At 62.3% G+C, this 13,178-nt stretch carries 14 protein-coding genes; 5 read left to right on the forward strand and 9 right to left on the reverse strand.

Annotation, left to right across the window (positions count from 1 at the left end; genetic code table 11):
• Window positions 1-138: 138 nt before the first annotated feature.
• A complete protein-coding gene (locus DK870_RS19300) occupies window positions 139-1,167 on the reverse strand; it encodes a purine nucleoside permease (protein ID WP_161549411.1) in 1,029 nt (342 codons plus the stop codon).
• Window positions 1,168-1,181: 14 nt separating this feature from the next.
• A complete protein-coding gene (locus DK870_RS19305) occupies window positions 1,182-2,144 on the reverse strand; it encodes a nucleoside-specific channel-forming protein Tsx (RefSeq protein ID WP_161549412.1) in 963 nt (320 codons plus the stop codon).
• A gap of 205 nt (window positions 2,145-2,349) precedes the next feature.
• On the opposite strand from DK870_RS19305, the gene DK870_RS19310 reads away from it, so the two are divergent.
• Entirely contained in the window at window positions 2,350-3,150 is an 801-nt protein-coding gene (locus DK870_RS19310) for an aminoglycoside phosphotransferase family protein (RefSeq protein ID WP_161549413.1), read from the forward strand.
• 6 nt (window positions 3,151-3,156) lie between these two features.
• Here the strand turns inward: DK870_RS19310 and DK870_RS19315 are convergent, their stop codons facing one another.
• The gene (locus tag DK870_RS19315) at window positions 3,157-4,077 is read right to left on the reverse strand and encodes an AraC family transcriptional regulator (protein ID WP_161549414.1); all 921 of its coding nucleotides are present in this window, start codon (window positions 4,075-4,077) and stop codon (window positions 3,157-3,159) included.
• Window positions 4,078-4,299: 222 nt separating this feature from the next.
• Between DK870_RS19315 and DK870_RS19320 the strand changes: the two genes are divergently transcribed.
• A complete protein-coding gene (locus DK870_RS19320) occupies window positions 4,300-5,073 on the forward strand; it encodes an L-iditol 2-dehydrogenase (RefSeq protein ID WP_161549415.1) in 774 nt (257 codons plus the stop codon).
• Window positions 5,074-5,079: 6 nt separating this feature from the next.
• On the opposite strand, the gene DK870_RS19325 is transcribed toward DK870_RS19320, so the two are convergent.
• The gene (locus DK870_RS19325) at window positions 5,080-5,772 is read right to left on the reverse strand and encodes an NUDIX hydrolase (protein ID WP_161549416.1); all 693 of its coding nucleotides are present in this window, start codon (window positions 5,770-5,772) and stop codon (window positions 5,080-5,082) included.
• 146 nt (window positions 5,773-5,918) lie between these two features.
• Here DK870_RS19325 and DK870_RS19330 point away from each other — a divergent pair, with 146 nt between their 5' ends.
• The 3 genes from DK870_RS19330 to nadE are packed head-to-tail and all read left to right on the forward strand — an operon-like array spanning window position 5,919 to window position 8,612.
• A complete protein-coding gene (locus DK870_RS19330; protein WP_090371727.1) occupies window positions 5,919-6,566 on the forward strand; it encodes a nicotinamidase in 648 nt (215 codons plus the stop codon).
• A gap of 11 nt (window positions 6,567-6,577) precedes the next feature.
• Window positions 6,578-7,795, forward strand: coding sequence for a nicotinate phosphoribosyltransferase (pncB, locus tag DK870_RS19335; protein ID WP_161549417.1), 1,218 nt, complete (start codon window positions 6,578-6,580; stop codon window positions 7,793-7,795).
• A 1-nt stretch (window position 7,796) separates the two neighbouring features.
• Window positions 7,797-8,612, forward strand: a complete 816-nt coding sequence (gene nadE, locus DK870_RS19340; protein WP_161549418.1) for an ammonia-dependent NAD(+) synthetase — start codon at window positions 7,797-7,799, stop codon at window positions 8,610-8,612.
• On the opposite strand, the gene DK870_RS19345 is transcribed toward nadE, so the two are convergent.
• From DK870_RS19345 to DK870_RS19365, 5 genes are read right to left on the reverse strand one after another with little or no spacing between them, the layout of a single operon-like run.
• Complete coding sequence (locus DK870_RS19345; RefSeq protein WP_161549419.1) at window positions 8,613-9,644, reverse strand: ABC transporter substrate-binding protein; 1,032 nt, start codon at window positions 9,642-9,644, stop codon at window positions 8,613-8,615.
• Window positions 9,645-9,658: 14 nt separating this feature from the next.
• On the reverse strand, window positions 9,659-10,756 hold the full coding sequence (locus DK870_RS19350) for an FAD-binding oxidoreductase (protein ID WP_161549420.1): 1,098 nt from the start codon (window positions 10,754-10,756) through the stop codon (window positions 9,659-9,661).
• Entirely contained in the window at window positions 10,753-12,096 is a 1,344-nt protein-coding gene (locus DK870_RS19355) for an NAD(P)/FAD-dependent oxidoreductase (protein ID WP_161549421.1), read from the reverse strand. Before DK870_RS19355 ends, DK870_RS19350 begins: the two co-directional genes overlap by 4 nt.
• Window positions 12,093-12,383, reverse strand: coding sequence for a (2Fe-2S)-binding protein (locus DK870_RS19360; RefSeq protein WP_060755345.1), 291 nt, complete (start codon window positions 12,381-12,383; stop codon window positions 12,093-12,095). Before DK870_RS19360 ends, DK870_RS19355 begins: the two co-directional genes overlap by 4 nt.
• Complete coding sequence (locus DK870_RS19365; RefSeq protein WP_161549422.1) at window positions 12,383-13,177, reverse strand: ABC transporter permease; 795 nt, start codon at window positions 13,175-13,177, stop codon at window positions 12,383-12,385. Before DK870_RS19365 ends, DK870_RS19360 begins: the two co-directional genes overlap by 1 nt.
• Window position 13,178 lies beyond the last annotated feature (1 nt).

The raw sequence follows: 13,178 nt of genomic DNA on the forward strand, positions 1-13,178 counted from the left end.
AGCCGCCCCAACAAGGACGCCGTGGTGTTTCTGAAAGACCGAGGCGTCCGGGTTTGGGGCGGCTGCGCCGCCCAGCGCGGGGCAAGCCCGCTCACTACAGATCATGTGTTCTACAGCCCACCTTGCATTTGATCTTTATCAGGCGTCTGGAACGCCTTTTTCCCACGCCGACCAGTTCTTCAGAATCGCCTGTACCAGCGGGTTACCCGTGCGGTACAGGTTTTCCAGTGCCGGCACGAACCCCCCTTGGTCTGCGTACTTCAACAGGTTGTCCACCTCGCTGTAGCCGGGATAAGGCCGGTCGAAATCGGAGCCCGCACGCACCACGGCCAGCCGCTGGATATCCACCAGGCCTTCGCGACTGGCGCGCAGCAGGGCCTCATAGGTGGAGTTGTCTTCCTGCTGGGTGGTGCAGTATTCGCCTTTATTGTCCGTGAGCAGGCGGGTCCAGACCTCGGCGCGCTCGCTCAGGCGCGTGCCGGAGAACCAGGTGTTACCGGCCAGGGTGTCGCAACGTGTGACCTGTGGCGGTTGGTTGGCCGGGGCGGACGGGTAGTGTTTACGCCAGGCGCTGGATTCCTTGCTTTCGCTCAACTCGACTTTCTGCGACAAGGCAAACGCCTTGGCCTGCAGCTTGGGGTTGAGCTCAAACACTTCGGTCTTGTAGTCCAGCGGTGGTTTCTCGTTCGGCCCCTTGGTATTGATGCCGATGTAACCCGTCGGCCAATCCTTGGGTGCATCGCGCGAATCCAGCTCCCACTGGGTGCCGAATTCCACCAGGTAATGGGCCCAGGCGGCTGTACCGATGGTGCCGTGCTTGGGGTTGATACCGGCAATCCCGGCGATCAGGAAGTAGCTCTGGCGCAGGTCGAACTTGGGCGACAAGGCCAGGGCGAGGGTGGAGGCGGCGGCGTTGGTCTGGCCCATGCCGGTGACCAGCAGGCAAACAGACTGAGTGTTGCAGCGTATCACTGGGTATTCGGCGGAAAGCCCCGGCACGCGGACTTCCTGCTTGAGTTCCAGACGGTCTATCCAGGTCTGCGCCTCAGGCGCGAACATGGTGATCAGCATCACCTTCGGCTTGATCGGCGCAGGCGCATCCGCCAGTACCACATGCGGCAAAAACGCCAGGCCAATGGCCAGCGAGAGACGGGTAAGCACGTTCATCTAAAGCTCCTTGATCAGAATTGGTAACCCACACCGGCGTAATAGCCCCAGCCTTCGGAGCGGGCGCGGAAGTTGCCCTCGCCGAAGTTCAGCTCGCTGCCATCCTCCCAGTTGCCGCCGTTGTGGAAATAACGACCCACCAGGGTGAAGCGCAGATGAGTAAACGAGTACAGCAGCACGTTGGTGGCCACCAACGCGTTGGCGGTGCGCGCCGGGTTGTCCTTGTGCAGGCTTGAGCCGAAATCGTAGTTGGTAAAGCCGATATAGGTCAGCGACGCACCGTTATCGAACGTACTGATCGGCACGATGTACTTCATTTGCGCACGGTAGCCGTCCCACGAATATTCATTGCTGGCGCCATAGTTCTCCCACTGGTAGCGCCCATAAAAGTTGGCCGACAGGTTGACCCGCGAATGGGTGTCGATGTCGGTGCCCAGGCCGCTGTACAGGGTGTTGGCACGGTTGGACTTATTGCTGCCGTGGTCATAGATCCAGTCAAACGCGACGTACCATTCCTTGAACGGGCCGACGGCCAGGCTGCGACCTGCCAGGTAGTCGATGGAGATCCGCGGCTCGTGCTCCATGAACACGGGCGAGCCATGGTCCCACGCGCCTTTGTCATTACTGTTACCGATGCCGAGAATCTTCGGCACGTCGATATAGCCATACAGCTCGAACGGGCCCTTGCGGCCGAAGTACTCGTATTCCAGGTAGATGTCATCTTGCGGCTTGGGGCCGAAGCTGATGTCTTTGCTGCCGATCAGCGTCAGGTCCTGGTTGAACCAGTCCGACAGGTACACGCCTTTTTTTGCGGGGCTGGCATCAGGGCCCTTGGTTTCTGGACTGAGCGTTTCGCCCTGTGCTGAGTCATCGACCGGTGTTGGCTGCGCCAAAATGGGTGCGCTGAGTACTCCCGTAACGGCGGCCAGTACCAAGGAAACACCAAAGCAAGCATGACGCCTTGAAGTGGAGTGCATTGAAAATCCCTATTCGTACGCGGTTTGAACCCGATTGCTCGGGGTAAGGTGAACTGGGTTGCCCAGTTCATTTCGCAAACGTTTGCACGCGGCGTACCAACTTTGCTCAAAGGGTTGAGCAATATGAAAAAAACCTGAATTAACTGGCCTTTTGATCAAAAATGACTGGGTGTCATTTTTACGGGATAACCCAAGGAGTTCCTTGATGTTCGAACGCTATCTCCAATCCTGGAACCTGAGTGCCGACGGCGAGCCTATCGTGACGCCCGGCAGCCACTTGCTGCCCGTGCGCTGGCAAGGCTGCCCGGCGATGTTGAAAATTGCCCATACCTCGGAAGAAAAGCTCGGTGGGCGGTTGATGAGCTGGTGGGCAGGCGACGGCGCCGCGCAGGTGTACGCCCATGATGACGATGCGTTGTTGATGGAGCGTGCCACCGGCCCGGGTTCCTTGATGCGTATGGCGCTCACGGGGCAGGATGACGAAGCCAGTCGGATTGCCTGCGCGACGGTTGCCAGACTGCACGCGCCGCGTCCATCGCCACCGCAAGGGTTACTGACCCTGGACGTCTGGTTTCAGTCTTTGTGGAATGCGGCTGAGGATGAGGGCGGCAGGTTGCTCGACTGCGCAGCGACGGCGCGTGCGTTGCTGGCGGCGCAACAGGACATCGTGGTGCTGCATGGTGATGTCCATCACGACAATATTCTCGACTTCGGTGCGCGGGGTTGGCTGGCGATCGACCCAAAGCGGGTGATGGGCGAGCGCGGTTACGACTACGCCAATCTGATCTGTAACCCGGATTTGCCTACCTGTAACGACCCGGTACGTTTCATCCGCCAGGTTGACGTGATTGCACAAATGGCCGGCCTCGCACGCCCACGCCTGCTGCAATGGGTAGTGGCGCATGCCGGATTATCGGCAGCCTGGTTTCTTGAGGACGGAGAACGCCAGCGCGCAGAAATCAATCTTGAGGTCGTCTACTTGGCACAAAGCGCGTTGGCCCGGTAACCGACGCTACAGGCCAGTGCGGTTGAACCATCGCATCGCCGTTTCACGGCGATATTCACTCGGCGTCAGATTCATCTCGATCCGAAAGTGCCGGTTGAAGTTGGACAAGTTGGCGTAGCCCACTTCAAAGCAGATAGCCGCCACCGACATCTCGCTTTGCAGTAACAACCGGCAGGCGCGCTGCACGCGGAACTTGCGCATCAGCTCGATAAAACCATGGCCGGTGTTGCGCTTGAAGAACCTCGAGAAGCCCGCTTCGCTCATCTCCAGTTGCCGGGCGATCACCGACAGGCGCACGTCGCCGGTGAGTTCCCGGATCAGGTAGTCGAAGGCCTGGTTGATGCGTTCGGCACTGCGCGCATCCAGCGTGGGGGCGTAGCAGGGGCTGGCCAGTGTCTGAACCTGCTGCTGTGGTGCGTTTTTCAGGGTGTCGAGCAGTTGCAGGAACAGGATCAGCCGTTGCAGGCCCTGGGCATGACCGATGGCCTCGATCAACTGTGCCGCCTGCGTGGCCGTGCTGCCGCTGAATGCCAGGCCGCGCCGCGCCTGTTCGAACAAGGGGCGCAAATCGCCCAGCTCCGGCAGGTTTTTACGCAAGGCGAGGAGGGCGGCGCCGTCAAATTGCAGCACCACGTCGCGCCCCTTCAGGTATTCGCCGGGGGCAAGGTCGCCGATCCAGTCGTGAGGCAGGTCCGGGCCGATCAGCGCAACATGCCCGGCGTTGAAAGCGCCGATGTAATCCCCGGCAACCAGTTTGCCGCTGCCTTGGCGGATCAGGTGTATTTCGAACTCGGGATGGTGGTTCCAGCGCGCCAGGTCGTAAGGGTAGTCATGTTCGAACCAGCGAAAGCAGCGGTCCGGTTCAGGCAGGATCACTTCAAGTTCGGCGGGGCGATGCTCGAACAGTTCGGCGCGGCTGACGGGCATGCTCATGCCTCTTTTCAAGTAAGGGAACGCCTCAAAATACGCGCACCGGCAGCCTCTGCGCTACCCAGGGTTTCGCCCTGAGCCGATACTTTTTTGATTTTGGCGACGAGGTTAAAAAAGTATCAGTCGAGCATTCGCCATGTGTTTGAGCGGGTTTGGTCAAGCTGCTGTAATCGGCCCTCAACTCCAAAAACACGCTATGACCCCCGAGGGACCACGCTCATGAAACGACTGCAAGGTAAAAGTGCGCTGATCACCGGATCGGCACGCGGTATCGGCCGCGCCTTTGCCCAGGCCTATATTGCCGAAGGGGCTAGCGTCGCGATCGCCGACATCAACCTGCAACGTGCCCAGGCCACAGCGCTCGAGTTGGGCCCACAGGCTTACGCGGTGGCGATGGACGTCACCGACCAGGCCTCTATCGATGCGGCGATTGCCGCCGTGGTCGCCCATGCCGGCAAGCTCGACATCCTGATCAACAACGCGGCGCTGTTCGACCTGGAGCCGATTGTCGAGATCACCCGCGACAGCTATGAGCGGCTGTTCTCGATCAACGTCGCCGGCACGCTGTTCACGTTGCAAGCCGCCGCACGGCAGATGATCAACCAGGGCCATGGCGGCAAGATCATCAACATGGCCAGTCAGGCGGGGCGGCGTGGCGAGCCGTTGGTGGCGATCTATTGTGCGACCAAGGCGGCGGTGATCAGCCTCACGCAGTCGGCGGGCTTGAACCTGATCAAGCACGGTATCAACGTCAACGCCATCGCCCCGGGGGTGGTAGACGGTGAGCACTGGGACGGGGTGGATGCGCTGTTCGCCCGACATGAAGGGCTGGCACCCGGCGAGAAGAAGAGGCGGGTAGGCGCCGAAGTGCCGTTCGGGCGCATGGGCACGGCGCAGGACCTGACCGGAATGGCGATCTTCCTGGCCTCGCAGGACGCCGACTATGTGGTTGCGCAAACCTACAACGTCGACGGTGGCAACTGGATGAGCTGACCGCGTTTATTCAGCAAAGCTGCGATCAAAGAAATACACCGCTCCAGGCTTCAGGTTCTGCACGGTCGCCTGGGGCCTGCCGCCTTCGCCGTGCTTCTTGCGCCCGGTTTCACGCAGATATCCCGCCTCGGTCAGCTTCAACAGACGCTGACGAATACTGGTCTTCAACACCGGCCGCGCCAGCACCAGCGAAAAAATCGTGGTCGCTTCCGGCGCACTGAATTCATTCCCTAGGAACAGCAACGGCAAGCTGCTGTACAGCGACTTGGAAAACAGCCGCTCCTGGACTGCCGCGACGATCAGGTTATGGTCGAACGGTAGCTTGATGCTGCCATTTGCCAGCGCATTCAGTGAAAACCAGCCCTGGTGTTCAGCCAGCGTCACCTCTTGCGCAACGATCGCCAGGTAGAAGGTGGACGACGACCAGCAACGCGGGTCGCGAAACGCGTCGCCCACGGTGCCGACCTGCTCGCACCAGGCCAGGTCCACGCCGACTTTGGCGCTCACCCGCAAACGCTCCACCGCATCCTTGAGGCTCAAGTCTTGCACGTCGCCGTTGACCACCACCCCGGGCAGCGCCCAATGCCCGGCGAAGGGTTCAGCGTCGCGCTTATTGAGCAGCAGCTTCAATTCGCCGGAGGCGCGGCAGTAGAACAGCGCGCAGAGGTCGACGGTGTGCAGGTAAGGGCTAAGTGGCATGGGAAATCCTTCGCAACAGCAGTGGCGCACAGTCTAACCAATCGAACAGATATGTCATGTACTGGTTCCAGCATAGATAAACAAATGTTTCTTGCAATGAAAGTACATGACGTGTACTTTTGTTTCCAGGCCACAGGAGAACCACCATGACCCTCGCGAAAACCGCCCTCGCTTCATTTGATGTCGATGCCCAGAAGAGCTTCACGCCACTGTGCCCCAACGAGCTGCCGGTGGCGGGTGGTGACCAGATCGGCGCCGAGCTCAACTACATGGCCAGCCTCGTTGGCCACCGTGTGGGCAGCAAGGACGCTCACACCCCGCACGCACCGTGGGTGGTGACCGAGGCCAGCGCGATGTTGCAACCCACCGGCCTGCCTCACGCCGACCTCACCTGGGTCAGCCACTGCGTGCCGGGTACCGAGGGTTTTACGCTGCTCGATGAACTGCCCGCCCCGTATGACTACGACTACTTCGTCTGGAAGGGCGTCGAACCCGATCTGCACCCTTACGGTGCCTGCTATCACGACCTGCACGACAAGCTTTCCACCGGTGTGATCGAGTATTTGAAGGCTCAGGGCGTCGTGCGGGTGATCGTCGGCGGCCTGGCCCTGGACTACTGCGTCAAGACCACCGCGCTGCAATTGCTCAAGGCCGGCCTGGAGGTCGTCCTGCACCTGCCGGCCTGCCGGGGGATCAGCGAGGAGGGCAGCGTGCAGGCCGTCAATGAATTGCTCAAGGCCGGTGCCGTCATCAGCAGCACCCGCGAAGAACTGGCAGTACACGCCACGCGTTAAGGAGACTCACCATGGAAAGTGCCTACAACCACGAAACGCCGGTGATCCAGGGCTTGCTCGACACCGACTACTACACCTTCACCATGATGCAGGCCGTATTGCATCAGTACCCCAACGTCGATGTGGAATACAACTTCATCGTGCGCTCCAAGGAGAAGCTCGGCCACTTGATCCCGCAACTGCGCGCTGAACTTGAGAACATGGCCGGCTTGCAGGCCCGTGAAGGCGAACTGCGCTTTCTGTTCAACCCGCGTTTTCGCGAATACCTCACGCCGGATTACGAACGCTTTCTCGGCCTGTTCCGTTTCAACCTGCGCTATATCCACGTCAGCGAAGTCGACGGCCAACTGAATATCCGGGTTATCGGCCCGATGCTGCACTGCATCATGTTCGAACAACCGGTCTTGGCGCTGGTCAGCGAACTGCGCAACCGTGACAAATACCCCGACGTCACCTTGGAAGACGTCACCCGCAAGCTCTACCAGAAGTTCGACTGGCTGGAGAAAAACCTCAGCCGCGAGGAGTTGGCCGACTTGCGCGTGTCTGACTTCTCCACCCGTCGGCGCCTGTCGTTCAAGGCCCAGCGCGAAGTGGTGGACATCATGCGCCGCGACTTTCCCGGCCAGTTCGTCGGCACCAGCAACGCGCACCTGGCCTACGAATTCGACCTGCCGTTGATCGGCACCATGGCTCACCAATGGCTGATGGTGCACCAGCAACTGGGGCGCCTGCGCGAGAGCCAGAACGCCGCACTGGAGCACTGGGTGGGTGAGTACCGTGGCCGCCTGGGGATCGCCCTGACCGATACGATCAGCACCGATTTCTTCCTCAAGGATTTCGATCTGTATTTCGCCAAGCTCTATGACGGCCTGCGCCAGGACTCCGGCGACCCCATCGCCTGGGCCGACAAGGTGCTGGCCCGCTACAAACAGTTGGGCATCGACCCGATGACCAAGGACCTGATGTTCTCCGATGGCTTGAACTTCGAGAAATGCCTGCCGATCCTGCGGCACGTGCGCGGCAAGGCCAAGTTCGGTTTTGGCATGGGCACCAGCCTGGCCTGCGATGTGGACGGTGTGCAACCGCTGAGCATCGTGATGAAGCTGGTGCGGGTGCACGGCGAGCCGGTGGTGAAGTTCTCGGATGATCCGATCAAGAACGTCTGCGAAGACGCCTCGTTCTTGCAGTATGCGGCACAGGTATTCAACGTCGGCAGCGTGGAGGTGTGACATGCAAACCCAGCAACGTATCGCTCAGGAACTGAACATCGACCGCTCGCTGGCCCAGGGCGGCGAGCCCCGCGAGATCCAGCGGCGTATCGACTTCATCAAGTCCACGTTGCACCAGTCTGGTTGCACGGCGTTGGTGCTGGGCATCAGCGGCGGCGTCGACTCACTGACCGCCGGGCGCCTCTGCCAACTGGCCGTCGAGCAACTGCGCGCCGAAGCGTATGCCGCAAGCTTTATCGCCATGCGCCTGCCCTACAAGACCCAGGCCGACGAAGGCGACGCCCAGGCGTCCCTGGACTTCATCGCCCCGGACCAGATCGAAACGCTCAACATTGCCGCCACTGTCGATGGCTTGATGGCCAGCCTGCGCGCCGCGGAGGCCAGCGCTAGCCATGTCGATTTCATCAAGGGCAACGTCAAGGCCCGGGCACGCATGGTCGCCCAATACGCGGTGGCCAACCTGCACAACGGTTTGGTGGTGGGCACCGACCATGGCGCGGAAGCGTTGATGGGCTTCTTCACCAAGTTCGGTGACGGCGCCTGTGACCTCGCACCGCTGTCGGGCCTGACCAAGACCCAGGTACGGCTGCTGGCCAGCGCCCTCGGCGCACCGGGCAACCTGGTGCACAAACACCCCACCGCCGACCTGGAAGAGCTGGCCCCGGGCAAGCTCGATGAGCACGCCTATGGCTGTTCTTACGCCGAGATCGATGCCTACCTGATGGGCGAACCGGTGACTGAACGGGTGCGGGCAATCGTCGAGAAGGCGTACCGCCAGACAGCGCACAAGCGTGCGCTGCCGATAGCGCCTGTCTGATCAACGCTCGATCGACCGACTCCAGCGCGCGTTCCACTCTGGCCGCGCCTGGTTGACCTGGTCCCAATCAATCGAAATTGCGCTCTGCAAGTAACCCTGCATGGCCTCCACCCGGCCACGGGTCTTGTCGGTGGTCGGGGTGGTCGGGTTCGACGGAATCTGGTCACCTTCTTCCAGTGCTGGCGCCTGGGCTTCGGCGGTCAGCAAAAACGCCGCGAGTTTCTGCGCCAGTTCCGGCTGGTCATTGCGCGCAATCACGCACTCGGCCACGTTCAGCACCACCGCACCTTCCTTGGGCTGGGCATATTCCATCGGGATGCCGAGCAGTTTCTGAGTGGTGACCTGGGTCGGTGTGAGCGGGAAGATGGCGGCTTCGTCGGTTTGCACCATTTCGGATATTTTTGCGGAGCTGGCGATGTACTCCAGCACATTCGGGCCGATGGTGCTTGGCCAGGCCTTGAAGCCGGGCTCCACGTTGGTCTCGTCGCCGCCCTGGATGCGGTTGAACATCAAGAAGCCATGCAGGCCGAAAGTGGAGGAGGCCAGCGACTGGAACACCACTTTGTCCTTGAAGCGCGGGTCGGCCAGGTCCATCCACGAGGTGGGCGCCGCCCAGCCTTTTTCCTTGAACATCTTGGCGTTGTAGCCAAGGCCGGTCACGCCGAGCGTGACGGCCACGGCTTGATCCTTGATCTTCGCCTTGGCGGGGATCTGCTCCAGGGTCGGATTGGGCGTGAGCTTGTCGCACAGGCCCATGGAGATGGCGCGGTACATGATGCCGTCATCAAGGAACATCACGTGCATCTGCGGGTTGTCTTTGTTGGCCTGGACCTTGGCGAGGATGTCCGACGACGTGCCGGGCACGATCACCACCTTGACGTTATTGGCTTTTTCGAAGGCGGGCAGCACCTTGTCGGCGTACACCCGCTCCATGGTGCCGCCGTTCATGCCCAGGTACAGCGTGGGCGCCGCCTGGGCGGTGCAAGCAAGTGTGGCGAGGGACAAGCAGGACAGTGCAATACGTAGGCTCATGGATGTTTTTCCTCTCAGGCTTGGAAACGACGAATGGAAAACGCTGCAATGGGTTGGCGGCTGGCGCCTGTGCAGACCAGGTCCGCCAGGGCTTCACCGACCGCCGGGCCAAGCTGGAACCCGGCGCCGGCAAAGCCGAAACCGTGGAGCAGGCCGGGTTGGGTGCTGCTGGGACCGATCACCGGTTCATGATCGGGGAGGTAGCCTTCGGTGCCGCTCCAGGTACGGATCGCCTGCGCGCCCTGGAGGAACGGGTACAGCTCAGTGGCGTTGCGCAAGATCTCCAGCACGGCCGCTTGCCCTGGGCGCGCCGTCAGCGGGCCCAGGGCGAAGCCGCGGCCGCCGCCCAGGATGCAATTGCCCCGGGCGACCTGGCGCGCGTAAATCCCACCGCCTTCAACGCCGGTACTCACCGTCATCACCACCGGCAGCGGTTCGGTCACCAGCATCGCCGGGTGCGCCGAAGTGATGGGCACCGGCTCGCCAAACTGTGCGGCGACGGTGCCGGCCCACGCGCCGGCACAGTTCAGCAGCCAGGGTGCGTGTAAGTGCAGGCCGTTGGCACAGCGCACCTGGAAACACGCTCCGTCGTGCTCAATGCCAATCACTTCGGCCTGCTCAAAGATCGTTGCGCCCAGGCGTTGCGCGGCACGGGCGAAGGCCGGCGACACCAGGCGCGGGTTGGCATGGCCGTCCTCGGGGCACAGCGAAGCACCGACCGCGATGTCGCCCACCCAAGGGAACCTGGCGCGCAGCTGCGCGTGATCGAGCAGTTGCAAGCCCAGGCCGAATCCTTGCGTCTGGTCTGCGTAAGCCTGCAACGCGGCAAAATCCGCGTGACTGCGCGCCAACTTCAGATGCCCGGAGCGCACGTACTCGCCATCGATACCGATCAACCCCGGCAGGTCGGCCCAGAGCTGATGGGCACGTTGCGACAACGGCAGTTGATGCAATGGCCGACCCTGACGCCGCACGCCGCCATAGTTGACGCCGCTGGAATGGGAGCCGCAAAAGTCCCGTTCCAGCAGCGCCACGCGCTGGCCGCGCTGCGCGAGCATCAGGGCCGCCGATGCGCCAACAATGCCACCCCCCAGCACAATGACGTCGATCATGGTTGCACCTGCACGCCAAATGGCAGCGGCTTGATCGGTGCCTGGCCGCGCAGCCGCCCGACCTGCTCAATGCCTCGGCCACTGTGCTCGGCAATGATTTCCGCCGCCGCCAAACCGCACATGCGGCCCTGGCAGCGGCCCATGCCGACGCGGCAATGGGCCTTGACCCGGTTGATCTCCCAGTGGCCTTCGTCGACCACCGCGCGCACATCGCCCACGCGGACTTCCTCGCAACGGCACAGGATCAACGCATCGGGCGCCTCGGCTGCCCACTGCTGCGGGAAGGGGAAGGCGGTTTCCAGGCCCTGACGAAAGCGCTGGATGCCCGCCAACTGCTGCTCCAGCCAGGCGGCGCGACGCTGATCAATGGTGATAGCCAAATCATCCAGCAGCGCCAAGGCTGCCCGCTCACCGGCCATGTGGGCAGCCTCCGCGCCCATGATGCCGGCGCCGTCGCCGGCCAGGTACACCGCGTCGGCACTGCTGCGCCCGGCGCTGTCGCGTTGCGGCAACCAGGCACGATTCAGGGCGTTCCAGGAAAATTCGCAGCCGAGCAGGTCCGCCAGCTGGGTTTCGCTGCGCAACGCATGGGCGAAGGCCACCGCATCACAGGCCAGGCTCTGTTCAGCCCAACGGATGGCGCTGACCCGTTGTTCACCGTCAATCTGCTTGAGCGTCACCCCCTGATGTACGGGAACCCCATGGGCCGTGAGCCAGGCGCGGTAGTACAAGCCCTTGGCCAGGGTCAGCGGTTGCCCGAGCAACGCCGGCAATGCCCGGCATTGAGCGCTGAAGGGCGCGCTGTCGAGCACCGCCACCACGTTGGCCCCGGCCTTGGCGTATTGATACGCCACCAGATACAGCAACGGCCCGCTGCCGCAAAACGCCACGCGCTCACCGATGGCACAGCCTTGAAACTTCAAGGCGATTTGCGCAGCGCCAAGGCTGTACACCCCAGGCAGGGTCCAGCCCGGCACCGGCAGGATACGATCGGTGGCGCCGGTGGCAACGATGATGCGTGAGTACGCAAGGCTTTCGGCACGGCCGTGATGGAGCAGGTCCAGGCGACCGCCTTCGGCATTCCACACCAGGGTTTCGGGCCGGTAGTCGAGCAACGGCGCCAATTCATCCATCGTGCGGTGTACCGCCTCAGCCTTGCCCGCTTCAAAACCGTAAAGCTGCTTGGCCGAACGCTGGAAGTTCGCCGGTTGCCGCCGATAAATCTGCCCGCCGCCGCGCAGGCTTTCATCGATCAGGCACGGTTTGATGCCATGTTCGAGCAGGGTACGCGCCGCACTGATCCCCGCCGGGCCTGCGCCCACAATCACCACCGGCTTCATGCTTGGCGCCCCGGGTCGCGGCTGATGGCCTGGCCCTCTTCCAGGAGCGTCGAGCAGGCCCGTACGCGCCGCCCGTCCTCCAGCCGTACCCAGCAATCCTGGCAGGCGCCCATCAGGCAGAACCCGGCGCGGCGCTCGGCGCTGAAATCGCTGCCTCGCAGGTGATCGGCGCAGGTCAGGATGGCCGTGAGCAGGGTGTCGCCCAGCAGCCCCGTGGCCGGTTGCCCGTCCAGGGTAAAGGCCAGGGCAGGGCGCGTGGTTTCGGCCAATCGCTTGAACAGCGCCATCAGTGTTTCCCCACCAGGACGCGGTCCAGGCCGTAGACCCGGTCCAGTACAATCATGGTGGCCGCTGTCAACCCGATCACCAGCGCCGACACCGCCGCCATCATGGGGTCGATGGATTCGGTGGCGTAGACGTACATGCGCACCGGCAGCGTTTGCGTGGCCGGTGAGCTGACGAAGATCGACAGCGTCACTTCATCGAAACTGTTGATGAATGCCAGCAGCCAGCCGCCGGCCACGCCGGGCAGGATCATCGGCAGGGTGATCTGGCGAAACAGCGTAAAGCGCCCGGCACCGAGGGATTCGGCCGCTTGCTCGGCACTGCGGTCAATACCGATGGCGGCCGCCAATACCAGGCGCAGCACATACGGCGTGATGATCACCACGTGCGCCAGCATCAGCCAGGTGAAGCTGCCGTTGACGCCCATCAGCGCAAACAGACGCAGCATCGCCACCCCCAGCACCAGGTGCGGGATGATGATCGGCGACAGGAACAAGGCACTGCAAAAATTGCGTCCGGGGAACTGATAGCGGCTGATGGCCAAGGCGGCGGGCACCGCAATCAGCGTGGCCAGGCTTGCCGCCGTGAAGGCCAGGACCAGGCTGTTATAGAACGCCTGGATAAAGTCCGCGCGCTCGAACACCGCACGAAACCAACGCAGGGAAAACCCCGATGTGGGCAGGCTCAAGGTGTTTTCCGGGGTGAAGGCCACCAGGCACACCACCACCAGCGGCGCCATCATGAACAGCACCACCAGGCCGTGAAAACCCAGGGCCAAAGGACCGTTTCTGGACATG

The organism is Pseudomonas sp. Q1 (assembly GCF_009935975.1).
Lineage (GTDB): Bacteria > Pseudomonadota > Gammaproteobacteria > Pseudomonadales > Pseudomonadaceae > Aquipseudomonas > Aquipseudomonas palleroniana.

Bases quoted from the DNA above. Each gene is read 5' to 3' on its own strand.
- DK870_RS19300 (WP_161549411.1), bottom strand. From the start codon at position 1,167: ATGAACGTGCTTACCCGTCTCTCGCTGGCCATTGGCCTGGCGTTTTTG.
- DK870_RS19305 (WP_161549412.1), bottom strand. From the start codon at position 2,144: ATGCACTCCACTTCAAGGCGTCATGCTTGCTTTGGTGTTTCCTTGGTA.
- DK870_RS19310 (WP_161549413.1), top strand. From the start codon at position 2,350: ATGTTCGAACGCTATCTCCAATCCTGGAACCTGAGTGCCGACGGCGAG.
- DK870_RS19315 (WP_161549414.1), bottom strand. From the start codon at position 4,077: ATGCCCGTCAGCCGCGCCGAACTGTTCGAGCATCGCCCCGCCGAACTT.
- DK870_RS19320 (WP_161549415.1), top strand. From the start codon at position 4,300: ATGAAACGACTGCAAGGTAAAAGTGCGCTGATCACCGGATCGGCACGC.
- DK870_RS19325 (WP_161549416.1), bottom strand. From the start codon at position 5,772: ATGCCACTTAGCCCTTACCTGCACACCGTCGACCTCTGCGCGCTGTTC.
- DK870_RS19330 (WP_090371727.1), top strand. From the start codon at position 5,919: ATGACCCTCGCGAAAACCGCCCTCGCTTCATTTGATGTCGATGCCCAG.
- pncB (WP_161549417.1), top strand. From the start codon at position 6,578: ATGGAAAGTGCCTACAACCACGAAACGCCGGTGATCCAGGGCTTGCTC.
- nadE (WP_161549418.1), top strand. From the start codon at position 7,797: ATGCAAACCCAGCAACGTATCGCTCAGGAACTGAACATCGACCGCTCG.
- DK870_RS19345 (WP_161549419.1), bottom strand. From the start codon at position 9,644: ATGAGCCTACGTATTGCACTGTCCTGCTTGTCCCTCGCCACACTTGCT.
- DK870_RS19350 (WP_161549420.1), bottom strand. From the start codon at position 10,756: ATGATCGACGTCATTGTGCTGGGGGGTGGCATTGTTGGCGCATCGGCG.
- DK870_RS19355 (WP_161549421.1), bottom strand. From the start codon at position 12,096: ATGAAGCCGGTGGTGATTGTGGGCGCAGGCCCGGCGGGGATCAGTGCG.
- DK870_RS19360 (WP_060755345.1), bottom strand. From the start codon at position 12,383: ATGGCGCTGTTCAAGCGATTGGCCGAAACCACGCGCCCTGCCCTGGCC.
- DK870_RS19365 (WP_161549422.1), bottom strand. From the start codon at position 13,177: ATGTCCAGAAACGGTCCTTTGGCCCTGGGTTTTCACGGCCTGGTGGTG.